This is a genomic window from Priestia sp. VA7, from assembly GCF_055710015.1.
In genome coordinates this window covers 803203-825551 of sequence record NZ_JBVQPN010000003.1, presented here as the reverse complement: position 1 = coordinate 825551, position 22349 = coordinate 803203, and the positions used below count along the sequence as shown (strand labels likewise).

The following is a 22349-nucleotide window of genomic DNA, read 5'->3' as shown; positions in this document are numbered from 1 at the left end:
TCATTCATTTCTTGCCTTAACCGGTTTATAAACAGGCTGCCATGCCGCTGCTTCTACAAGTTCAGTTACATTTTGCTCGGTAACAGTTGCTACGTTATCTTTTACAGCAGCATCAGCAACTGCTACAGCAACCGCCTTTGATACTTTTTGAAGATCTTTAATGTTGGGAAGAAGCGTATCTCCTTTTGTGTCTGTTTCTGCTATACGCGCTACTGCATTGGCTGCTTCTGCAAACATAGATTCAGTAAACTTTTGAGCGCGAACCACAATTGCACCTAAACCAAGACCCGGAAACACAAAAGCATTATTAGCCTGTCCGATTTCATAAGTGTGCCCGTTATATTCAACGGGTTCAAATGGACTTCCCGTTGCAATAAGGGCTTTTCCTTCCGTCCATTTTATAATATTTTCTGGAATAGCTTCAGCAAGTTTAGTTGGGTTTGAAAGCGGCATAATCACCGGACGCTCTACATGCTTTGCCATTTCTTTAATAATTTCTTCGGTAAAAGCATCCGTGGCGCCTGATGTTCCAATTAAAATAGTCGGCTTCACTTGCTTGACAAGCTCCAACAGTGAAATTTTATTTTCATCGTCTTTTTCCCATTCTTTAATCTCTTCATTTTGGCGAACATACGGCTGTTGAAAAGGAGCTAAATCTTCCATATCTTCGGTTAACAGACCTCTGTAATCATATGCCCAAAAACGATCATACGCTTCTTCTTCAGATAGCCCTTCAAGCATCATCGCACTATGAATACGATCAGCATTCCCGATTCCGGCAGATCCCGGTCCAAATACAACAACCCTCTGATCTTTTAGGGGCGTTCCTGTAATACGCACCGCTGTTAAAACGGCTGCAAGAGTAATCACTCCCGTTCCTTGAATATCATCATTAAACGTTAAAATTTTATCGCCGTATTCTTTCATAATGTGACGCGCGTTAATATTCCCAAGATCCTCCCAATGAAGAAGCGCTTTAGGAAACTTGGTCGTTATTTCTTTTACAAATTGAGCAATAAAGCGATTATAGTCTTCTCCTTTTACTCGTTCATGACGATTTCCTAAGTACAAAGGATCTTCAAGAAGCTTTTTGTTATTGGTCCCCATGTCAAGAACAACAGGCAGTACGCGGCTTGGATCAATTCCCGCTGCCGCTGTGTAGACCGCTAACTTTCCAACGGCAATATTTATCCCTCCTACACCCCAGTCCCCAATGCCGAGAATACTTTCTGAATCCGTTACAACGAGCAAATCAATATCTTCGCCGTCGAGTCCTAAGTTTTCAATCGCCTCACTTAACCGATCCGCTTCATTTACGGATAAATATAGTCCGTCAGGTCGATGGTATTCATGGCTGTATTCTTGAATGGATTGACCTACAGTAGGCGTATAAATAATGGGAAGCATTTCACTTAAATGATCGCTTAATAAACGATAAAATAAGACAACGTTCCGATTATGCAGATCATTTAACGAATTATTTTTTTGAAGATCATTCGGCGCTTTTTTGAACTGCTCATATGCTCTTTTTGCCTGTTCTTCTAACGTTAAAACCGTTGGAGGAAGAAGTCCCTGCAGATGAAGCTCTTCTCTCTCTTCTTCAGTAAAAGCAGAACCTTTATTTAAATAAGAAGTGGATAAAACTGATTTTCCTTTTAGTGAAGTTGAAATTGACCCACCTTTTTCTATTTTATATGCTCTCATGTTTTTTTACCTCTTTTCCTAAACAATTAGATAGGGTTAGGGTCAGCAAAGAGATATATTTTTAACCATTTATTTTTAATGAAAACAAAAAAGAGATTGAGCCATAACTACATCAATCCAATCTAAAGACGACAAACGGGATAAATGAGACCTAACAACGTTCAACCTAACAATAAAAAATCCGAACGATTCATCGTTCAGATCTTCCTTACACGAAAATACGTTTTTTCCGCCTCGTTTTTTATACCACGCTATAGTTTTCCTGCTCACTTTCTGAGTAATTAGGTGGCTGTATATGTGAAGGCACAAGACATTCATAGCTTTCCCCTTCTAGTCTATCCTCCAGCTCTTGTTTGGCTTGACTAATCAGCTCTTGATTTTCTATCATTTCAATCGCCGTAGCCGCGATGGCTTTTCCAGCCAATAACATCGCATCGTGGGCATACTCCGTTTTCCCTTGAGCAACAGCTTGCCATGTATGAAACGGCGTAGCATAAGCCCACGTTGCAGTCACGCACTGTGCAGTGGGAACATTCCAGCTAACGTCTGCGACATCAGTTGATCCTGTCATGAAGGAAACATTTTTAGACATAGGAGCAATTTGGTTGAAAACCGGATGATCCGCTAAAGCTCTGTCTAGCAGTGAACCCACTTGTTTTTTTGCTGCTTCTTTATCTTCGGCGGATGTAGACTCGTAAATAGCTTTGGCAAAAGCTATTTCTTCATGTTTCACTTCAGCCAAATTTATTTGCATCATTTGCTTATGCATCAGCTGCTCCATTGTTTGATTTGGAATTAGATTAGCGCAGGCTCCTTGAATTTCCTGTTCCATTTGTGTTTCAGTCATTAAAGCCGCTCCCTTTGCAATTTTCACAACCCGTTCATAAAGTTCTTTTACTTGAGATGGTTTCGGAGCACGAATTAAGTACATCACTTCCGCTTCTGCTTGAACAACATTAGGAGAGATGCCTCCGCTATTTGTAATCGCATAGTGTACGCGCGCTTCATCTATCATATGTTCACGCATATAAATGCTGAAAAAACAAACGTTAGTCGATTTATTTTACAAGCGAACACATGAATTATTTAGTGAATACTTATCGTGTTATGACACCACTTTGCTGTATCAAAAAGCAGCTGAGCTAAACATTGATACAAAAAAGCATATTCTGGTCGCTCTCATTACCATTCGTTCACAAGCGGACCTGCAGCTCTTAAACTTACACCTTCATCGCCTTGTATCTGACATCATATCGGTTTTCAGCTCAAAATCACCGGTCGTATACGGATTCGATACCAAAGTAACCATTGTATTTACGCTTGACCCTTATGAAAAACATCATGCTATTATCAAACAATTAGAAGATTTACTCTCAAAATGGCGTTACTACAATGAATGTCATGTAAAAACAGGGATTGGAAGTCGGTATTCTCATTTTACTCAAATAGGAAAAAGTTATAGTGAAGCTGAAAAAGCTGTCTCTTACCTGCTGTCTCAGCAGCAAGATGGATGCATGTTGTATGAGGAAATAGGAATTAACCGACTATTTATTAATCAATCAAAAGAAGAGGTCAAAACCTTTATTGATGAAGTATTTCTCCCTCTTAAGAACAATCATTCAAACGATGAACCTTTAGAGCAAACGCTAGAAGCGTATTTCGATAATAACCGATCTGCTTCACTTACAGCTAAGCAGCTTCATATTCATGTTAATACACTCTATCAGCGGTTGAAAAAAATTGAAGGAAAAATGAACATATCATTTACAAACAGTGAACACCTATTAAAAGTTCAGCTAGCATGCTATTTAAAAAAATTTCATTACAGCTAAAAAACCGATTCTTATTTTTAAGAATCGGTTTTTTCAGTAGAAAGAACAGCCTCAATTGATTGCTTCCAGCGGCTCAGTACCTCTTTGGAATCATGAAGCTGAAATTGAATTCCTGATGTTAAAACTGCATATTTTGCGTAATCTTCTTTAACAGCGGCTACTTCTCCCGTAAATAGCTCATAGCCTGATAACACATAAGCTTCTTTTTTTAGCCAAAATTTAATGTAATAAGCTTTTCCTTCAACAACTAATGTAACGGTTGCCTTATGATTCTGTATCATGTTTGTTGAAGAGGTTGTATCTTTCCATACTAACAGCTTGACGCGTGAAGAGCTAATAGCTACCAGCTCTCCTGCGCTAATCATGGCTACATGAGGAAAACCCTCGGATGTCACTGTAGATAGCAGCATTGCATCATGCTGTTTCCTTTCTAAGTCTTTTCCATTTAAAAATACGCGCACGGCTTTTGGCAGCTCTGCTTTATTCATTTTACTTACCACCTTTGCTTATTAAGATCGAGGTGGCACAGGAGGCACGTGCGTTGCCAGCGGTACGTCTTTTGGATTGACTTTAAATGGTCGAGGGTATTTTTCAGGATTGGTGATGGTCTCAGGTTCAGAAGAACGCCAGGTAAACAAACACACGTTGCATAAGTAAATCTCCCAGGCTCCTTCAACTGGTGATTTAGATACTAAGTTCGCTTGTTTGGCTTCACATCTTGGACAAGTATGCATGTCGATTCCTCCTTGTTTATTTTTGCATCATATTCGTTAAGATTTTTTCCCATTTTTCAGTTTCAAGTGGTGTATCTAAAGGCTGAGAATAGTGGCCTCTTGTTTCCGGTGCAACTGGTGTTGTAGCATCCAAAATCATTTTATCTGTAATACCAGCCGGCTCAGATCCTGGATCAAGTGGCAGAACTGAAAGATTAGGCACTGTTATAACATCGTGTTTTGGGTGCATTTTTGTTGATAGCGCCCACATGACTTGCGGTAAATTAAACGGATCCACATCTTCGTCTACTAAAATAACTAGCTTGCAATATCCTAATCCATGCGGCGTAGTCAATGCCCTCATACCAACCGCCTTAGCAAATCCTCCGTATCGGCTTTTCGTTGAAATGATAGCAACGAGACCATGAGTATACATCGCATTCACAGCTTCAATCTCTTCAGGATATGCTTCTTTTAGCTGCTGATATAAAGGAACGCTTGTATTAATTCCAATTAAATAATCTGTTTCTGTCCAAGGCATACCGATATATAAACTTTCAAAAATAGGATCTTTGCGATGGTATACATGATTGATTTTGATAACAGGCATGCTTCTGCCGCCTGAGTAATGACCTGTAAATTCGCCAAAAGGACCTTCATATTCACGTTCACCAGCTAAAATTTCTCCCTCTAAAATCACTTCTGCTCCCCAAGGTACATCTAAATCAGAAAGCTGAGACTTCACAATTCTGTATGGCTCACCTTGAATAGCTCCTGCCATTTCATACTCAGATTGATCGTAATGAAGCGGCGTAGCGGCTGCTGTAACAATCGCAGGTTCACATCCTAAAGCAATTGATACAGGGAGGTTTTCACCTTTTTCTTCGGCTTGTTTTAAATGAATGGCAATATCATGCTGTGGCACGGGCTGAATGCCTAGACGATCTTTCCCTTTGACCTGCATACGGTATATCCCTACATTTTGTTTACCGAAGTTCTCCTTATCATGCTGATCACGAGAAATAACACACGCTTTATCTAGATAATAGCCTCCGTCTCCTTGATTTAAGCGAAACAACGGCAAAAGATCGAATAAGTTAATATCGTCTGTTATTTCACACTCATGAAACGGCGCTGTCTCTTCTCTTTTCACTTTGACAGGAAATTTTTCATATCTCCGAGCAAACTCAAAGAACTGTTCTTTTACAGGAGTCGATTTAGGCAACCCCATCATTAACGCGTGATTTGACCAGGAACCCATTACGTTTAGAGCTACCTTTGCATTGTGATATCCATAAATATTAGTAAACAATAATCCCGGCGTTTGATCTCCTAAATTACTGATGGCTTGACCTGCTGAACCCAAATCAGGATCAGGCTGCACTTCATCAGTAATCGTCAGCAGCTGCCCTTCTTTATGTAGCGTATCAAGGAAATCTCTAAAGTCTTTATAAGCCATTTTTATTTTCCTCCTTGTGATAAATGTTTAATTCCTTGCCATCTTTTTGCTTCAGGAAGCTCAATTCCCAACTGATCTAACGTTCGAACAGCAATATGTGTGACAATATCGTCGATCGTCTTAGGTTTGTTATAAAAAGCCGGCATAGGCGGCACGAGGATAGCTCCCATTTTTGAAAGATCCAGCATGTTTTCTAAATGAATCGTATTTAAAGGCGTTTCGCGAGGAAGTAGCACAAGTGGCTTTCTCTCTTTTAAAATCACATCTGCCGTTCTCGCTATTAAGTTATCTGCTAGTCCCATTCGAATAGATGCTAATGTTTTCATACTGCAAGGACTAACAATCATTCCATCTATACGAAAAGAGCCGCTCGAAATTTTTGCTGCTTGGTCTTGATATGAATAACAATAATCTGCTAGCGCTTCTACTTGCTGAACGCTATAGGATGTTTCCAGCTTAATTGTGGCATGAGCCCAAGGCGACATGACTAAATGCGTTTCAACAGAAGCCTTCTTTAACAGCTCTAAAATTCGAATACCTAAAATAGCTCCCGTGGCTCCCGTTATTCCTACAGCTATTTTCATTTCCCTTCCTCCTCTCTGTTCTGGTTACACATTTAACTTTACACTTATTTTCCATACAATTAAAATATTGATAAAGTATATAATAATACCTTTAAAGTATGGAGTTGAATACAGTGGAATTAAGACAGTTGCATTATTTTATTGTCATAGCTGAAGAATTAAATGTGACCAAAGCGGCGAAGCGTCTGCACATGGCTCAGCCTCCTCTAAGCAGACAGCTAAAGCAGCTCGAAAATGAGCTAGGCCTTTTGCTTTTTGAACGAAACAATAACAAGCGCTTATTGTTAACGGTAGAAGGAGAGCTTTTTTTAAAACGAGCGAAAGACATTGTGCAAAGGGTCGAAAAATCAGTATTGGAAGTACAAGAATGCATAAACGTAACAAATGAAAAGCTTGAAGTAGGATGTACAATCTACTGTGCATCAACCGTTCTCGATAAGCTAACTCTTATTCAAAAACAGTATCCAAACAGTACATTTAATATCTATGAAAACGAACCTGCTCATTTAAACGAATTATTGACGGAAGGAAAAATTGATGTAGCGGTCACCACTACAGACTTACCTTATCAACATGTCAAAACAAAAACACTTGCACCAGATATCTTTGTTGTAGCGGTGCCAAAAGAAAGCGGTTATGCAGAAGAAAAGATTTCAGTAGCCGAAATTGCTTCTCTCCCTCTTATTCTTCTTCGTTCAAATCGAGAAATAAGCATATACAATCGCATTATAAAAGAATTTGAAAAGATGGATATAACACCTAATATTTTATGCGAATGCCATGACTCAGCGATGCTTCTTAATTTAGTATGTCGTGGCCTTGGTGCTGCTATTGTTCCTTATTCGATGCTATCTTCTTTTTCGCTAGAACATATTAAAATTTTAAACATAGAAGACAATCCATTTGTAATTGAGCCTTTAGTTACGTGGCGTACCGATAGTTATCTTCCCAAAATCGCTCAAGAATTTTTAAAGCTTTTTTAAGTATAGATACACAAAAAAAGGCTTTGCTAAAATAGCAAAGCCTTTTTTATTTTATATTGATATATGTGACTACATTAACCAAGAAATTAATAGCGGTAATGTAACAAGTGACATAATGGCACTAAGTACGAATGCTGAAGCTGTTTCACCAGCTAGGCTGTCAAAGCGCACTGAAATCATTGCTGCTACAGCTGAACCTGGGAACGCTACTAATAAAACTAATTTTACGATGTCAGCTGATGATAGACCCATTGCTGTTGCAATTCCTAACATTACAAGCGGCTGAATAGCCACTTTTAAAATCGCAATACCAAATGCTGCTGGGCTAAATTGAATTTTACGGATACCAATTGTTACCCCAACTGCGAATAGCGCCGCACCAGATGTAATTGAACCGATTTGGTCTAAGCTGCTTGATAGTAAATCTGGAGATTGGAACCCACATAATACTAATACTACTGCGATTAACGGAACACAAGCTAATGGTTCAGAAAGACCATGTAAGATTGATTTAATCGTTACTTTAAATAAGCTTTCTTCAGAATCTCCTTCACTTCTTTCGCGTTGTCCAACCGTACCAATAATAGTTGCTAAAGGATCAAGCATCGCATTTACTACGATACCCGTAATAGCGATTGGAATTGCTACTACATCCGCGCCAAACAAGCTACCTAATACGGGAATACCCATAAATGCAAACGTTGGCTGCGTAGAGTTTAAAGAGAACATAGACGCGCCTGTTAGTGAGTATTTGAATACATATTTTGCAACAAGTAAGAAAAGAACATAAAATCCAATAATACCAAGAACTAATGCTAATAAAAACGGCCATTTTTCAATAAGCGTTTGTTTTGATGTTGTTGTAATACCAACGAATAGATGTGCAGGTAACGCAAATTTTGTTACAAGCGTATTTAACCCTTTAGATGTTGTTGCATCAAATTTTTTAAAATACCCTGCTAAATAACCTAGCAAAATAACAAAAAAGATTGGGGTTAAAATAATAAAGATTTGACTAATTTCCATTTTTGAACACTCCATTGTTTAGATTAGAATCAATCATATAAATTTGCTTTCTTAGAAAGATAATTATTTTCTAAGGCTTGTCTATGGATATTGTTTACGTCAGGCCATTCATCTCCCCTTTTGCTAAACATCTCTACAAATATGAAGTAACGTATAATGGTTCATGAAAACGCATGGACTTTGTTTTTCTGCAATCATTTATTTACTTCGAAACTGTTCATTTAATCAACATCAAATCACATAAAACTTGTCATACAATACAGTAACTCTACAACCTTAGTAAAAACTTGTCATACAATCATGTTGTTGGCTTACTTAGGCTGAAAAAAAACACCTTCAAATGAAAGATGCTTAATCTTGTGACGAAAGAAAGCGACTTCTGATTGATGAGGAAGAATCTCTAAGAGTTTGAAACTCTCAGTTAAAAAGTTCCATAATTTCACAAAGTTTTTACAAACTATCTTACTTATTTGTATATTGCTTTCTGTGACGAATTTATGAACATGTTTTAACTTAACATTTGTAGGACAATTATTCAATTACATTGATTAAAATTTTAATGAAAAAAATATTTTAATCCTGTTTTTTTTACATAAAACGGATTAAAATAGTCACAAAGACCTATGTATTATCGGTTAAAAAGAAGATGATTCATCTATCACCTTCTTTTGCTCACTTTATTTAATAATGACATTTCGATCATAACGTTACTTTATTTTAGCATCAATAATGGAAAAATTGTGTTCTTCTGAAAACCACGTTTTAATTTTTTCTTTTGCTTTCAGTTTAACACCTTCATCAATGTACATGGCAACTTGAATCAATGCAAGCCCTAGAGCTCCTAAATCATCTGTAAATCCCACTCCTGCTGCAAAGTCTGGAATTAAATCTAAAGGAAGAATAAAATAACCTAACGCTCCTATAATGACTGCTTTTGCTTTTGGGGGAATATCAGGTTTTTGCAGCGTGTAGTATAAAAGCAGTACGGCATAAACAACGTTTGCTCCCGCTTTTTTACCAAACTTTTTAAGCTTGTCCCAAAATTTTTCTTCCGAATAATATTTGGCTGTTTCCTCTGTACGAACGGGTACAATTTCTTGTTTCTCTTCCATATCGATCACCCTTTCATTACCATATGTACTTATTATAAACGATTATCTTTACCCAATTCCATTGATAGATGAAACTCCATAAACCTGCACAAAGCAGGTTTATGAATTTTTTAACGAATAGTGCTTCATGACGATGGTAACTAAGTCATTCAGCGCTGTTTCACTTTTAGAATGATTTTCAAACTGCTGAATGAGATCCATATGTTCAAGCAGCACTTCGTAATTACCCGTCATCTTTCTGAGAACTTGATATGCGGAACTATTCAAATCCACTTGTATTTTCAAATCATCCAGCTGTTCTAAATACTCGTTCCAGCGCTGGTCTTGTTCTAGCAGCAGCCATACAATTTCCTTTATCGCCTTCCGCACATTGGACTCCATCTTTTCATCTCCTTTGATACACAGATATAACAAAGTCTATGAAAAAAACAAGCTTTCTCATTCCCGTATTAAACAAAAAGAGTTTCTTTTATTTTATAACAAGCCCGCTGAAGAGCTCTTCCCATACTTTATCATCGCGCAGCACGTGCATTGAAAAAATAGGTGCATATAAGACACACGTGTAAGGCAAGTCCCAGTTAGCTTCGGACAAAAGTTCTTTTTCACTGTTTGTCAGCAGCAGTATATAGAAATCGTTTTTGACCATTCGCTTTAAAATATGCTCTAATTCTTTCGCTTCTTCATACGTTCCACCCATACGAATAAACAATATACAAGAACTGGTCTCCATCGACGTTAAAAACCGCTCCGTTCTCCGCTCATACTTTTCTTTGACTTCACTGTACGAAAGCCAGTTATCTTCTGTATTGATAGACGACGGAAAATCATGAGCAGAATCAATTTGATACACCTTATCACGCAGTCTAAGGGTGGAACCGTCTCCGAAAGAACTGACATAGGTTAAATGTTCATATAAAAATAAGTCTTTACAGCGGTTTTTCAACAGCTGATTGACATGAGAAAGAGAAATGCTAATACACCAATCAATCACGCCGGCTTGTTTTCGCAAAGCATATTTTTTCATGTATATCCCTGGAAAACAGTTATAGCCTAAACTGTATATCATATCGTACTGCTTGCTTTTTAGTTCATTTAAAGTAACCATATTCATCCTCCCTTCTACTATAAAATATGACAGCTTTTTATAGAAAGAGGCGGCTTCTGCCTTATACCGTACAAGCTTTTTGTTTCTCAAAAGCTTGTGTAAATAAAGAACAATAACATAAAGGAAAATAATCGAAGCAAAATATTTTGGAACTCGAAAGATTATTGTTAAAATACTTGTATTCCATTGAAATAACAAGGCCTATGAAGTCTTTAAAGAAAGAAGATGAAATTGATGAGTAAAGCATTAAAAGATATTCCGATTTCCGTACTGGATCTTTCTCCTGTAGTTGAAGGAGGAACTGTATCTGACTCACTTAGAAATACATTAGATTTAGCTCAGCACGCTGAAAAATGGGGGTATAACCGCTACTGGCTAGCTGAACATCATAATATGACAGGTATCGCAAGCTCCGCTACATCTGTTGTAATTGGTCATGTAGCTGCAGGCACGTCACGCATTCGCGTAGGCTCTGGAGGTATTATGCTTCCTAACCATTCTCCGCTTGTTATTGCTGAGCATTTTGGCACGCTTGAATCACTATTTCCAGGACGTATTGATTTAGGCTTAGGAAGAGCGCCAGGGACGGATCAGCTGACAGCACAGGCGCTGCGACGCGACCGCAGAAGCGACGGCAGTGACTTCCCAGAACAGCTAACTGAACTGCAAGAATACTTTAAACCGGCTTCAGAAAGTCAGATGCGCGTTAAAGCTGTTCCCGGTCAAGGTTTAAATATTCCGATTTGGCTGCTTGGCTCAAGCGGTTTTAGCGCACAGCTTTCTGCACAGCTAGGTTTGCCATTTTCATTTGCAAGTCACTTTTCACCTAATAATACAATGACAGCTCTGAACATGTATCGCCGTTATTTTAAGCCGTCCGACGTGTTAGACAAACCATATGCAATGTTAGGTGTAAACGTAATCGCTGCTGATACAGATAGAGAAGCTGAACGTTTGGCTACTTCTATGCAGCAGCAGTTTCTAAATTTAATTCGAAACACACCGGGTAAACTAAAAGCTCCTGTGGATAATATGGATGAACTATGGACTGACTTTGAAAAAGCTTCTCTCCAACAGCAGCTGGGCTCTTCTATTGTCGGAAGTCCTGAGACGATTAAAGTCAAGCTTGAACAGTTTATTGAAGAAACAGAAGCAGATGAACTGATGATCAACGCTCAAATTTACGATCACAAAGCTCGCCTTCGTTCGTACGAAATTGTTTCTCAGCTGTTCAAATAATAAAAAGGCCGGACACGTCCGGCCTTTTTATTTGCTTTCTACTGCTTCAAGAAGTAAATCTGCAAGATGAACGGCCCTTACACTTTCTTCTACTCCTTCTCTAACTACCCCTAGCTTCATTTGAATGAGACAGCCCGGGTTTGCTGTTACAATCGTATGTGCATGGGCTTCTTTCACTTTTTCCATTTTATAATCTAAAATTTGCATAGACATCTCTTGTTCCGTTAAGTTATAAATACCAGCTGAGCCACAGCAATGATCCGCATTTTCCATTTCATTAAACACCGTTCCGTTAATCGCTTGGATCAGTTTTCTCGGTGCGCTGGACGTTTTCATCACGTTTCTTAAATGACACGAGTCTTGATACGTAATAATTTGACTTGGAAGCGATAACTTTTGTTTTTCCACAAACTGCTGCTGCAATAAAATCTCTGAAAAATCTTTGACTTTGGCAGAAAAAGCAGCTGCTCTTTCTTTCCATTCGGGTTCCTCTTTTAATAAATGATCGTATTCTACCAACAGCGCACCGCAGCCTCCTGCATTAAGAACAATATCATCCGCTTGAATGGATTCAAACGCCATAATATTTTGCTTCGCTAACTTCTTTGCCTGATCTTTTTCTCCTCCATGCGCATGCAGTGCGCCACAGCACGTCTGCACTTCTGGTATAACGACCTTACACCCCGCTTTTTGTAAAAGTGTAATCGTCGCGTTGTTTGTTTCCATAAACATCGTATCCATTAAACACCCTGTAAAAAAAGCAACCGTACGCTCTCTTGTTCCTTCTGCTTCAAATAAAAAAGGACGTTTCTTCATTTCTTTTTTTGTTAGCACAGGCGGAAGCGTTTTTTCCATTTGTGCTAAATTACCGGGCAGGACATTTAGTATATTTGTTTTTTGAACAGCTTTTTGCAAGCCGCTTCTTTGGTAGAAAGCAAGCAGAGAATGTACATTTTTTAATCGTTCTTTATGCGGGAAAAGCTGTTCAAACACCATATGCCTGAGCGCTTTTACTGGCCATTTATGCCTTTTTTTCTGCTGAATAATATCACGCGCTTCTTCTAATAAGTGTCCGTACTTCACACCCGAAGGACAAACAGGCTCACACGCTCGGCAGCCAAGACAAAGATTCAATTGCTTTTCAACAGATTCATCAGGTTCAATAAGTCCGTCTACAACTCCTTTCATCAAAGCAATTCTTCCGCGCGGTGACGCTGCTTCATATTGATTCGTTTGTCCATACGTAGGACAGCTTGGCAAACAAAAACCGCATCTCATACAATTCATTAACTCGTCATAATCTAACCGTTCTTTGAACGCTTGCTGAATGTCTTTTGTTGCCGTCATGAACGAACCACCACTCTTTTTCTCGTGTCTTTAGCAAAAATTTTCCCTGGATTCATAATTCCTTGCGGGTCCAAAGCATACTTAATTGCTTTCATCGCAGCTACTCCTTCTCCTCCCATCTTCAGCGCTAAATACGGTGCTTTCATTTCTCCAACTCCATGTTCACCTGTAATCGTTCCTCCAAGCTCAATGGCTTTATGAAAAATCGCTTCAAAAGCTTGTTCGACGCGGTGAAGCTCTTCTTCGTCACGCGCATCTGTTAAACAAGTCGGATGCAGATTTCCGTCTCCCGCATGACCAAACGTACAGATCTTAACGTTATATTTTACAGCAATTTCATTAATCGCTTTGACCATTTCACTAATTTTAGACCGCGGGACGGTTGCGTCTTCTAAAATGGTCGTTGGCTTCATTCGCGCTAAAGCAGAAAGAGCTGATCTTCTTGCTGTACTTAACGCTTCTGCTTCTGCTTGTGAAGCTGCTACTTTTACAGATACAGCATTTCCTTCGCTGCAGATGCGGGAAATCATTTCAATATCGCGAGTCACTACTTCCGGCGGACCGTCTTGTTCAATCAATAAGACAGCGTTTACATCTGTTGGTAGCCCAACTTGCGCAAAATCTTCTACTACTTCACACGTCGGCTGATCCAAAAATTCAAGCGTAGCTGGAATAATCTTATTGGCGATAATAGCTGAAACCGTCTTAGCGGCTGCGTCCATGTCTTCAAACAGCGCGAGCAGAGTTTGTTTTGTTTCAGGTATTGGAATGAGCTTTAAAATCGCTTCTGTCACGACGCCAAGCGTTCCCTCAGACCCAACAAACAAGTTCGTTAAATCGTAGCCAGCTACATCTTTAGCCAGCTTGCCTCCCGTCTTAATACAGTCACCGTTTGCGAGAACTACTTCAAGACCAAGAACGTAATCTTTTGTTACGCCGTATTTTAAGCCTCGTAACCCTCCTGAACATTCATTGATGTTCCCTCCGATGGTTGATATTTTCATAGAGCTTGGATCAGGAGGGTAAAATAAACCTTTTGCTTCTACGGCGTTAATTAAGTCTAACGTGATAACACCTGGCTGCACGGTAGCGGTTAAATTTTCTTCATCAATTTCCAAAATTTTATTCATTCGGTTAAATGTAAGAACAATTCCGCCTTGCGTTGGACACGTTCCTGCGCTTAAATTTGTACCTGAACCTCTTGGCACAATAGGAACATGATCTTCGTTGCATATCGTTAAAATTCTTTTCACTTGATCTTTGTTTTCAGGCATAATAACCGCATCAGGAAGCGACTGAAAGTTAGGTGTTGCGTCATAAGAGTACACGAGTCTTGCTTCACTGCTATCTTGAAAGTTGGCTGATCCTACAACTTCAATGAGCTTTGCTTTTGTTCGTTCATTAAGCATAGCGTTCCTCCTTATATATCTCTTAATCTTATTATAGTTGCAGAAGCCACGAGGGACTATGGATAAAAAACTAAAAAAAAGCGCTTTAAAAACTCATTTTTTGTATGTTTATCTAACGAAGGGCGCACTTACTCTAATAGAGACAGCGCAAGGTAAAAAAGCGTGATACCCTTTACGCTTTTTGGATCAATGTCTGTTAGTTCTTTCATTTGCTTCAAGCGGTAATGAAGCGTATTAATATGAATATGTAAATCAAACGCCGTTTTTTTCAACGATTGATCGTTGGCTAAATAGCATTTCAGCGTTTCGAGAAGCTCTTTTTCTTTTTGAATGGAAGAAAGCACTCGACTCAAGAATTCCTTTTTTACAGGTTCAGAAACGTCTTCTAAAATCATGTCCATCAGCAGCTCCTCATAAAAAACAACGGTTTGACGTTTTGAAGCCACTTTAAGCGCTTTTTTCGCTTCTTCATATGAAGCATGCAAATTAAATTGCTCCGCTGGCTTTCCTACACCAATAGTGATCATAACTTGGTTGTTTGCTTGAATATACTGCTGATATTTTATTAATTCTTCTTTAAATCCTCGCCTTGCCTTTTCACCTACAGCCTCTTTAAGTAAAAGCAAGCGATCGTATCCCCAATTTGCAATATAATCTCCTTCAGCTTTATGACTTTCAAACCAGTAGCGAATCATTTCTTGTACGTGCTGCTGCTTCTTTTTCGAAAGAGATGAATCAATTTGAAACAGCGTGCAGCAATAAGAGCTGTCTACTTGTACTCCTAAAATATGGCCTCGTTCAATAAATTCTGCATCTACTTGCTGGCTATAAATCCATTCACGAAAAAAAGCTTCTACTCCTTTATTTTCCCATTCCTTTGTTTCTATGTAATATGCCTCGCGAATAATTAGCTCTGTTAATCTTCGAATAATGTCTGCAAAAGGCTCAACAGCTTCTGGCATACCTGTAATACCAATAACGCCAATAATGTCTCCTTGATAACTGATAGGCAAATTAATTCCTGGCTTAACTCCTTTTAAATCTGCTGCTTCTTTTTTGGAGATATATAGTTTTTCCTTTTTTTGCATCGCGTTCCACGCGCCTTCATGAAAAAAACCAACCCGCTTTTCTTCTGTAGACGCAATAATAATTCCGCGTATATCCGTTACAATTACATGCTCTTTCATCACAAGCTGTACTTCTTTTATAATTTTCTTCGACAGTTCAGACACTAGCTGCACGTTGTTTACACCTCACCTATCATCAATTAAAAGAGCTGAAAGAATGGTTTTCTCTCAGCCCTCTTTTTTTATTATGCGTTCACTTTTTCAGCTTTTTTTAGCACGTTAAAAAACTCTTTCATAAATTTAGGTAAATCCGGCCAAGCTTGCCCGGTTACTAGGTTTCTGTCTACATGAAGCGTCTGTTCTACAAATACAGCACCCGCCGCTTCTACTTCCGGTCGGCAAGCAGGATACGCTGTCACTTCTCTGTCCTGCAGATACTCTCTAACCGTCGTTAACACGAGCTGACCATGACAAATAACGCCTAAAGGTTTATTTTCTTTTAAAAAATGCGCAGCAATTTCCTGAACTTTTGTGTTCATTCGAATGTATTCAGGCGCCCGTCCTCCAGGAATAATAAGTCCATCATAATCGGCGGGATCCACTTCATCGACAGAAGCGTGAGAATCAATTTTATATCCCATTTTCTCTGTGAATGTTTCCATCTCTGGAAGGAAATCATGAACAACCGTTTGAAGCTTCTTTTTCACGGGAGAAGCAATGGTACACTGAATACCTTCTTCTAAACAGCGATAATACGGATAAAAAACTTCTAAAGCTTCCACGGCATCTCCTGTTAAAATTAAGACACGTTTACTCATCTTTTATCACCTTTTCTTTCTTAATGTCATCACTTACTTCTTCTCGCAAGCTGCTTTCCATTCCTGCTTTTCCCCTATGAATAATAAAAAAAGCAGGGCCTTCATTCCTTATCGGGAATGTCAGCCTTGCTTTTTATCTTGTAATTTTTTTAATTCAGCTGTTAATTCACTAAACCAAGCCTTGTCTTTCGTTAACAGCGCAAGATCAATCAATGAAAGAATCTGCTCTTCGTGCGCCGTTTTTTGAAGGGGCAGCTTCTCTATTTTTTCATCCATCATGCCAATGGTTGTGCCGACCATTTTTTCATCATCACTTTTTACAACGTTGATTAGTGCTGCTTTTTTAGATGGATCAATCATTTTAATATATCCGTATATAAGTTCACCGTTGCGAGACTTTCCTTTGACCCAGTCGCCTACTTTTAAATTTCCTTCAAATAGCTTCACAGTCATTCTCCTTTCTTCATAAACATGCTAAGAATTAATGTAACTGCAGAAAGTAGTGTAATCATAATACTTACAGTTTAGAAAGTCAAAGAATCTGTTTTAAAGCAAAAAGCTTGATATACAGCTAAATCACTGCAACCTATAGACGAACAAAGGAGATAAAGATTCCTTGTGAAACCGCTGCTGATTTCCGTGCAAGGCTCCGCTCCAATCAACCGCTAATACACCTATATACATGAAATCTATGTTCACCACAACCATAAAAAAATCCGAACGATTCATCGTTCGGATTTTTCTTCAATTAAATTCAGCCTCTTTATTTGTTATACGAGTCCAGTTAAGCTGTAGATTCCAATGATTAAGAAACATGCAAGCGTTTTTATAACAGTGATGGCAAAAATATCTCGGTAAGACTGCTTGTGGGTTAACCCGGTAATAGCAAGCAGAGTAATAACAGCTCCGTTATGAGGAAGCGTATCCATACCGCCTGATGCCATCGCTACAACTCTGTGCATAACTTCAGGAGGGATGTTGTACTGATTAATAGCTTCTACATACTTATCTCCCATCGCACTAAGCGCAATTCCCATACCTCCAGAAGCAGAGCCTGTAATACCGGCTAAAATGTTTGTCGTAACGGCTCCATTGACAAGCGGATTTGTAAAGGTATGTGAAATACCATCACGAACGGCTGCAAAGCCAGGAAGAGATGAAATGACGCCTCCAAAGCCATACTCAGCTCCCGTGTTCATCGCAGCGAGAAGCGCTCCGCCAATACTTGCGTTAAGACCAGCTTGGAAACCGGTGGTCACTCTCTTCCAGTCATACGCAATCGTTGTGATAATTCCAATAACAAGTGCCAACTCCACTGACCAAATACCAACAACTGCGGTTAAATCTACTTTCCCGAACGCTTCAAGGCCAATTTTGGCAAAATCAAAACCGTCTGGGTACCATTTTGGAATAGAAACAGTAAAAAATTTGTTTGCCACCCCTACAAGCACAAGCGGAACAAATGCAAGAATCTGTCTTGCTACGCTAGGTTCATATTTAGGTTCTGTAGAAGGTACAGACTCTTTTTCTAGCTCTGCAGCAGCCGCTAGTTCATTATTAAACCCGTAGTAGCCTTCTCCAGCTTTTCTTGCTTTTTTGCTTCGGCTTTCTAAATACCAAAGACCTAAGCTAAAGACAATAACCGATCCGATAATCCCCAGTGTCGGAGCAGCATAGATGTCTGTTTTAAAAAAAGTCGTTGGGATAACGTTTTGAATTTGCGGTGTACCCGGAAGTGCATCCATGGTAAACGAAATAGCTCCTAATGCAATCGTTCCCGGTACTAATCGTTTTGGAATATTCGCTTCGCGGAATAAGTTAGCCGCAAACGGATAAACTGCAAACGCAACAACGAATAAACTTACGCCGCTGTAGGTTAAGATTGCTCCCATTAAAACAATAGCCAAGATGGCGCGTTTAGCTCCTACTACTTTAACAATTGTTTTCGCAATCGATTCAGCGACTCCAGACATTTCTACCATCTTCCCGAAGACTGCTCCTAATAGAAAGACAGGGAAGTAGTTTTTAATAAACCCAACCATTTTCTCCATAAAAACGTTTGAGAAAAACGGGAGTGCATAGCTTGGTTCCGTTAAAATAACGGCTAGCAGCGCACAAAGTGGAGCAAACAAAATAACTGAAAATCCGCGGTAAGCAACCAGCATTAAAAGCCCCAGAGATAGCAAAATAATCAGCAAATCCATAACGTTTCCCCTTTCATCCCTCATTCAATTTGTTTTGAATTTATCTTATTTTTTATAAAGTGCAGACTTAAACTCATATTCATAGCACGTGTAATACAGCTGGATAATTTCTTCTGCCGTCGGTACAACAGGATGGTTAGCAGGACTTCCGCTTTGAATCGCATCCGCTGCCATTTTCTCAACCGCCGCGTAAAACAGCTGGCGATCAATGCCCCACGATTGAAGATTAGGAATCTCTAAGTCGATACAAAGCTGCTTGATGGCTTCAATTAACACATCTGCTCCCTCTTTTTTTGTATATGATACGTTCGGAAAAAGAGCTTGTCCTATTTCACCTAAACGATCGATTGAAGCCTCTTTTGTATAGTCCAAAACCGCAGGCAGGAGCATCGCATTAGAAATACCGTGCGGCACATGGAATAACGCGCCAATAGGTCTTGACATACCGTGCACTAGCGCAACAGATGAATTTGAAAACGCCATTCCTGCCAGCATAGATGCATAGGCCATTTCGTTTCTTGCTTGAACATTTTCTCCATTTCTATACACAAGACGGATATTTTTCATGATTAACTCAATTGCTTGAAGCGCAAGTGAATCTGTAAAAGGATGTGCTTTTTTAGACAAATACGCTTCCACTGCATGACTCAGTGCATCAATTCCTGTAGCTGCCGTTACATGTTTCGGACATGATAGAGTTAATAACGGATCAACAATGGCTGTATCAGGCAATAATTGAGGTCTTGCGAGCATCATTTTTACATCGTACGCCGTGTCTGTAATAACCGTCGCTTTCGTCACTTCTGAGCCTGTTCCAGCAGTTGTAGGCACGGCAACCAAAGGAAGCGGACTATCTTGAAAATCTTGTTGATTTTGAAAATACGTTCGTAGATGCCCTTCATTTGTCATCATAATGGCAACCGCTTTTCCAGTATCGATACAGCTGCCTCCCCCTAAGGCAATAACCACATCGCACTGCTCCGTTTTACATATAACAAGCGCTTCATCTAGATGAATATCTGTCGGCTCTGAATTTACGCCTGTATACACAGCACAGTCCATGCCAGTCTCTGCTAAGTAACGACGGCAAGTTTCTACATTGCCTGCTTTCACCATAACGTCATCACTTATAAGCAATGCCTTTGTCCCAAGCAGTGCAGCCTGTTCTCCAATTTTAGAAAATGATCCTTCTCCATATAAAACCGTGCGTGGTACAAGTAGTTCATAAATTCCCACTGTTTTTCCCCCTTTGTTATCTCGCTGACAATCTCTCCTTCCGTATTTTCATGCTGACTTATGTAAGCGATTTCATTTGTTTGCGCAAAAAACCAACATGAACTTCGTTTTTCTCCCCTATTTATTCTCTTTTTGTATACCCCTTTCCTCTTTCATTCTAAAATTTCATCTTATATTTTTCAATCTTTTTTTGTAACTTTTTAAAAATTACAAAAAAAGCCAGAGGTATTCTCTGACTTTACCATTTAAATAAACTTTTGAACAGTATTATTTCGATTTAATTTATAAATAGACAGCAGGAAAAAAACAAGTGCAAAAGCTAGTAAAATGCTGATATTTAACCATAGGCTGCTTAAATCAGCTCCTTGTTGAACACTTTTTAACGTACTTAATACCCACGTTTGAGGAAGAAAGTCGGCTATTTTCTGCATCACATCCGGCATAAATTCAGGCGGGAAAAAGCAGCCGGACAGTAAACAAGTTGGCGTGATGATAAGCGTCTGAAGACCATTCGCTGCTTTTGAACTTTCTGTAAAAGCGATAATTACAAGAGACAAGCCGATGGCTACTAGACCAAACAAAACTAAAATGAAAAACAGCTGCCATACGGGAATGTTCATATCTACGTGAAAAAGAGTCGTAATACAAACAAGTGTAATCATTACTTGCAGAGTTAATAAAATCATATTTGTAATAACATTGGATATCACGTATTGCCTTGCGCTAACTGGCGAAGCTAACAGTCTAAAATACGTTCGCTGCTCTTTTTCTTTTGTGATAAGAGCCGATAAATTCACCGCAGAAAAAAGCATAAACATGATTAAATATCCAATTGTCTGCTTGACAATGTTTTGATCGGTTCCTTTGTCTTCAAGGGCATGCGTTGAGACGTGGAATGGCGCTTTTTGATAATTCTCATACATTTGTTTAAAAGCCGCATCGTCGCCTTCAGCAGCTTGATTCAGCGAAGAAATATTGTCAATATATTGATACAAATAAGACTTAATAAAGCTCGTTACTTCTGCTCCTTTTATTGAAGTGATTGTAATATGATCTGGTTTGTTCGCTTTGACGCTGTCAGAAAACCCTTTTTCAAAGGTAATAACCGCATCAACTTTCTTTGACGTAATCTCATGATCCACTTCTTTGTCAGTGAGCATTTTAACATTTGTTTTATGCAGTCCTTTTAAAAACTGAACGGTATCTTTTGTAATATCCGTTGAGTCGTGATTGACAACTCCGATATTCACCGAAGTCCCTCCTGCATTTCCATAAATAAGAACGGACATTAAAACCCCTGCAATAGGCAAACCAATAACAAGCACAAGCGTCCTTTTGTTTCTAAGCAGCATATTTCTTAGCATATTTGTGACAAGCCACATGATATTTTTCATGTTATAACCCCTCTCTTTTTCTCAAAAGCACAATTGCTATGCCCAGGAATAAAATAGAGAAGCCTACGTTCAACCCGATAACTGAAAGAGAAGCGCCCATATCATTTGTATAAATCAATTTAATAAGTCCATTATTCATCCAGGTTAAAGGTGATACATTGACGAATCCCTCTCCAGATCCATTTTGAAAATAGGTTCCTCCCACAATACACGACACTTGAATAACAACCATAATAATTGCTCTTGACGCCGCTTCCGTCTTCGTAAGGTAGCTAACTCCTAATCCAAAGCTAATGGCAAAAAGAATCTGAGATACTAACATTACGAGTACTAAGAGTAAATGATCTCCCCAGTTGGCATCAAAAAAATATTTAGTCGACATAATGACGACTAACACACAAATGGCGTGAACCAAAACAGTGCCTGAAATTTTTCCGACAAAAATTTCAGCGGTTTTAACCGGCGCGGCTACTAATCGACTAGCTGTATTTCGCATACGCTCTCCTCTAATTAAATAACTCGCTGAGATAGATCCGTACAAAACAATCATAGTTGTCATTGAAATGGCGTAGTAGTCTATTGAATTTGGCTGTTTTTGAGAATGAAGAGATGTTTCTTGAATATAGTCATGCTTAGACGCACGGAGCAGATTATCCACTTGCTGAGGGTTTACTTTGGCCACTTCCATAGCCACATTGTACTTATCCACAAAAGTGCTTAACATACCTTGGACCATGTTGAATTCAATGCTGTTTTCTTCATTTCCGTAGAGATGAATGTCTCCGTCTTTCACTTCTACATAAGCTGTATAGCGCTGTTCTTTTACTTCTTTTTTTCCATCCTGATTTTTTTTCAGCGCTTTAAAGTGAATGCCCGATTTTTCTGCATGGGCAGCAAACTGCTTAAAAGCAGCAGATTCTTCATTACTTGTGTCGATTTTATAGAGAACATAACTGTCGTCTATCTTCATATCGTTATTAAAGGCTTGAGACAAAGCTGTTCCTAAAATAAGGACGAGAGCCAGCGGAAAGAGAATCATAAAGATAAATGCACGCTTATCTCGCAGATCACTTTTCATTTCTTTCAAAGCAATTGCAATAATATTCATTCGTTATTC

General features: G+C 39.0%; 22 protein-coding genes. 3 read left to right on the top strand and 19 right to left on the bottom strand.

Going from position 1 to position 22349, the window contains the following annotated elements; genetic code table 11:
* A complete protein-coding gene (locus AC0C45_RS17025) occupies positions 1–1704 on the bottom strand; it encodes an NAD-dependent malic enzyme (RefSeq protein ID WP_472928328.1) in 1704 nt (567 codons plus the stop codon).
* A gap of 241 nt (positions 1705–1945) precedes the next feature.
* Positions 1946–2719 carry a zinc-binding metallopeptidase family protein gene (locus tag AC0C45_RS17020; protein WP_230586548.1) on the bottom strand — a complete coding sequence of 258 codons (774 nt, stop codon included), beginning with the start codon at positions 2717–2719 and terminating at the stop codon, positions 1946–1948.
* A gap of 16 nt (positions 2720–2735) precedes the next feature.
* On the opposite strand from AC0C45_RS17020, the gene AC0C45_RS17015 reads away from it, so the two are divergent.
* A complete protein-coding gene (locus tag AC0C45_RS17015) occupies positions 2736–3536 on the top strand; it encodes a PucR family transcriptional regulator (protein ID WP_237892369.1) in 801 nt (266 codons plus the stop codon).
* Positions 3537–3553: 17 nt separating this feature from the next.
* Here the strand turns inward: AC0C45_RS17015 and AC0C45_RS17010 are convergent, their stop codons facing one another.
* Genes AC0C45_RS17010 through AC0C45_RS16995 form a run of 4 tightly spaced genes read right to left on the bottom strand, consistent with a single transcriptional unit; the run spans position 3554 to position 6292 of the window.
* On the bottom strand, positions 3554–4024 hold the full coding sequence (locus AC0C45_RS17010) for a hypothetical protein (RefSeq protein WP_047931503.1): 471 nt from the start codon (positions 4022–4024) through the stop codon (positions 3554–3556).
* 21 nt (positions 4025–4045) lie between these two features.
* Positions 4046–4270: a non-oxidative hydroxyarylic acid decarboxylases subunit D gene (locus AC0C45_RS17005; protein WP_013083432.1), complete on the bottom strand. Its 225-nt coding sequence runs from the start codon at positions 4268–4270 to the stop codon at positions 4046–4048.
* Positions 4271–4286: 16 nt separating this feature from the next.
* On the bottom strand, positions 4287–5708 hold the full coding sequence (locus AC0C45_RS17000) for a non-oxidative hydroxyarylic acid decarboxylases subunit C (protein WP_016764385.1): 1422 nt from the start codon (positions 5706–5708) through the stop codon (positions 4287–4289).
* A 2-nt stretch (positions 5709–5710) separates the two neighbouring features.
* Entirely contained in the window at positions 5711–6292 is a 582-nt protein-coding gene (locus AC0C45_RS16995; RefSeq protein WP_237892371.1) for a non-oxidative hydroxyarylic acid decarboxylases subunit B, read from the bottom strand.
* 113 nt (positions 6293–6405) lie between these two features.
* Between AC0C45_RS16995 and AC0C45_RS16990 the strand changes: the two genes are divergently transcribed.
* Positions 6406–7275 carry a LysR family transcriptional regulator gene (locus tag AC0C45_RS16990; RefSeq protein ID WP_237892372.1) on the top strand — a complete coding sequence of 290 codons (870 nt, stop codon included), beginning with the start codon at positions 6406–6408 and terminating at the stop codon, positions 7273–7275.
* A gap of 69 nt (positions 7276–7344) precedes the next feature.
* On the opposite strand, the gene AC0C45_RS16985 is transcribed toward AC0C45_RS16990, so the two are convergent.
* The 4 genes from AC0C45_RS16985 to AC0C45_RS16970 all read right to left on the bottom strand — a co-directional run bounded on the left by AC0C45_RS16985 (position 7345) and on the right by AC0C45_RS16970 (position 10518).
* Positions 7345–8301 (bottom strand): AEC family transporter, encoded by a 957-nt coding sequence (locus AC0C45_RS16985; RefSeq protein ID WP_028408284.1) that lies wholly within the window; start codon positions 8299–8301, stop codon positions 7345–7347.
* A gap of 707 nt (positions 8302–9008) precedes the next feature.
* Positions 9009–9413 (bottom strand): YkvA family protein, encoded by a 405-nt coding sequence (locus tag AC0C45_RS16980; RefSeq protein ID WP_013057340.1) that lies wholly within the window; start codon positions 9411–9413, stop codon positions 9009–9011.
* 99 nt (positions 9414–9512) lie between these two features.
* Positions 9513–9794, bottom strand: coding sequence for a hypothetical protein (locus AC0C45_RS16975; RefSeq protein WP_237892374.1), 282 nt, complete (start codon positions 9792–9794; stop codon positions 9513–9515).
* An 88-nt stretch (positions 9795–9882) separates the two neighbouring features.
* Entirely contained in the window at positions 9883–10518 is a 636-nt protein-coding gene (locus AC0C45_RS16970; RefSeq protein ID WP_472928323.1) for a DUF1796 family putative cysteine peptidase, read from the bottom strand.
* A gap of 234 nt (positions 10519–10752) precedes the next feature.
* On the opposite strand from AC0C45_RS16970, the gene AC0C45_RS16965 reads away from it, so the two are divergent.
* A complete protein-coding gene (locus tag AC0C45_RS16965) occupies positions 10753–11757 on the top strand; it encodes an LLM class flavin-dependent oxidoreductase (protein WP_034651506.1) in 1005 nt (334 codons plus the stop codon).
* A gap of 27 nt (positions 11758–11784) precedes the next feature.
* Here the strand turns inward: AC0C45_RS16965 and AC0C45_RS16960 are convergent, their stop codons facing one another.
* The 9 genes from AC0C45_RS16960 to AC0C45_RS16920 all read right to left on the bottom strand — a co-directional run bounded on the left by AC0C45_RS16960 (position 11785) and on the right by AC0C45_RS16920 (position 22340).
* Positions 11785–13104 (bottom strand): (Fe-S)-binding protein, encoded by a 1320-nt coding sequence (locus AC0C45_RS16960; RefSeq protein ID WP_415761951.1) that lies wholly within the window; start codon positions 13102–13104, stop codon positions 11785–11787.
* A complete protein-coding gene (glcD, locus tag AC0C45_RS16955; RefSeq protein ID WP_047931498.1) occupies positions 13101–14513 on the bottom strand; it encodes a glycolate oxidase subunit GlcD in 1413 nt (470 codons plus the stop codon). Before glcD ends, AC0C45_RS16960 begins: the two co-directional genes overlap by 4 nt.
* Positions 14514–14641: 128 nt before the next feature.
* Complete coding sequence (locus tag AC0C45_RS16950) at positions 14642–15754, bottom strand: CdaR family transcriptional regulator (RefSeq protein ID WP_280168503.1); 1113 nt, start codon at positions 15752–15754, stop codon at positions 14642–14644.
* Between the two features lie 71 nt (positions 15755–15825).
* A complete protein-coding gene (locus AC0C45_RS16945) occupies positions 15826–16398 on the bottom strand; it encodes a DJ-1/PfpI family protein (RefSeq protein WP_047931496.1) in 573 nt (190 codons plus the stop codon).
* Between the two features lie 120 nt (positions 16399–16518).
* Positions 16519–16851 carry an IDEAL domain-containing protein gene (locus AC0C45_RS16940; protein ID WP_254176985.1) on the bottom strand — a complete coding sequence of 111 codons (333 nt, stop codon included), beginning with the start codon at positions 16849–16851 and terminating at the stop codon, positions 16519–16521.
* A gap of 317 nt (positions 16852–17168) precedes the next feature.
* The gene (locus AC0C45_RS16935; protein ID WP_016764396.1) at positions 17169–18602 is read right to left on the bottom strand and encodes a GntP family permease; all 1434 of its coding nucleotides are present in this window, start codon (positions 18600–18602) and stop codon (positions 17169–17171) included.
* 45 nt (positions 18603–18647) lie between these two features.
* Positions 18648–19838 carry an iron-containing alcohol dehydrogenase gene (locus AC0C45_RS16930; RefSeq protein WP_016764397.1) on the bottom strand — a complete coding sequence of 397 codons (1191 nt, stop codon included), beginning with the start codon at positions 19836–19838 and terminating at the stop codon, positions 18648–18650.
* A gap of 245 nt (positions 19839–20083) precedes the next feature.
* Positions 20084–21232 (bottom strand): ABC transporter permease, encoded by a 1149-nt coding sequence (locus tag AC0C45_RS16925; protein ID WP_016764398.1) that lies wholly within the window; start codon positions 21230–21232, stop codon positions 20084–20086.
* 1 nt (position 21233) lies between these two features.
* Positions 21234–22340, bottom strand: coding sequence for an ABC transporter permease (locus tag AC0C45_RS16920; protein WP_237892376.1), 1107 nt, complete (start codon positions 22338–22340; stop codon positions 21234–21236).
* Between the last annotated feature and the right edge of the window lie 9 nt (positions 22341–22349).

Excerpts from the sequence above, each read along its gene's own strand:
- AC0C45_RS17025 (WP_472928328.1), bottom strand. The coding sequence starts at position 1,704 with ATGAGAGCATATAAAATAGAAAAAGGTGGGTCAATTTCAACTTCACTA.
- AC0C45_RS17020 (WP_230586548.1), bottom strand. The coding sequence starts at position 2,719 with ATGATAGATGAAGCGCGCGTACACTATGCGATTACAAATAGCGGAGGC.
- AC0C45_RS17015 (WP_237892369.1), top strand. The coding sequence starts at position 2,736 with ATGCTGAAAAAACAAACGTTAGTCGATTTATTTTACAAGCGAACACAT.
- AC0C45_RS17010 (WP_047931503.1), bottom strand. The coding sequence starts at position 4,024 with ATGAATAAAGCAGAGCTGCCAAAAGCCGTGCGCGTATTTTTAAATGGA.
- AC0C45_RS17005 (WP_013083432.1), bottom strand. The coding sequence starts at position 4,270 with ATGCATACTTGTCCAAGATGTGAAGCCAAACAAGCGAACTTAGTATCT.
- AC0C45_RS17000 (WP_016764385.1), bottom strand. The coding sequence starts at position 5,708 with ATGGCTTATAAAGACTTTAGAGATTTCCTTGATACGCTACATAAAGAA.
- AC0C45_RS16995 (WP_237892371.1), bottom strand. The coding sequence starts at position 6,292 with ATGAAAATAGCTGTAGGAATAACGGGAGCCACGGGAGCTATTTTAGGT.
- AC0C45_RS16985 (WP_028408284.1), bottom strand. The coding sequence starts at position 8,301 with ATGGAAATTAGTCAAATCTTTATTATTTTAACCCCAATCTTTTTTGTT.
- AC0C45_RS16980 (WP_013057340.1), bottom strand. The coding sequence starts at position 9,413 with ATGGAAGAGAAACAAGAAATTGTACCCGTTCGTACAGAGGAAACAGCC.
- AC0C45_RS16975 (WP_237892374.1), bottom strand. The coding sequence starts at position 9,794 with ATGGAGTCCAATGTGCGGAAGGCGATAAAGGAAATTGTATGGCTGCTG.
- AC0C45_RS16970 (WP_472928323.1), bottom strand. The coding sequence starts at position 10,518 with ATGGTTACTTTAAATGAACTAAAAAGCAAGCAGTACGATATGATATAC.
- AC0C45_RS16965 (WP_034651506.1), top strand. The coding sequence starts at position 10,753 with ATGAGTAAAGCATTAAAAGATATTCCGATTTCCGTACTGGATCTTTCT.
- AC0C45_RS16960 (WP_415761951.1), bottom strand. The coding sequence starts at position 13,104 with ATGACGGCAACAAAAGACATTCAGCAAGCGTTCAAAGAACGGTTAGAT.
- glcD (WP_047931498.1), bottom strand. The coding sequence starts at position 14,513 with ATGCTTAATGAACGAACAAAAGCAAAGCTCATTGAAGTTGTAGGATCA.
- AC0C45_RS16945 (WP_047931496.1), bottom strand. The coding sequence starts at position 16,398 with ATGAGTAAACGTGTCTTAATTTTAACAGGAGATGCCGTGGAAGCTTTA.
- AC0C45_RS16940 (WP_254176985.1), bottom strand. The coding sequence starts at position 16,851 with ATGACTGTGAAGCTATTTGAAGGAAATTTAAAAGTAGGCGACTGGGTC.
- AC0C45_RS16935 (WP_016764396.1), bottom strand. The coding sequence starts at position 18,602 with ATGGATTTGCTGATTATTTTGCTATCTCTGGGGCTTTTAATGCTGGTT.
- AC0C45_RS16925 (WP_016764398.1), bottom strand. The coding sequence starts at position 21,232 with ATGAAAAATATCATGTGGCTTGTCACAAATATGCTAAGAAATATGCTG.
- AC0C45_RS16920 (WP_237892376.1), bottom strand. The coding sequence starts at position 22,340 with ATGAATATTATTGCAATTGCTTTGAAAGAAATGAAAAGTGATCTGCGA.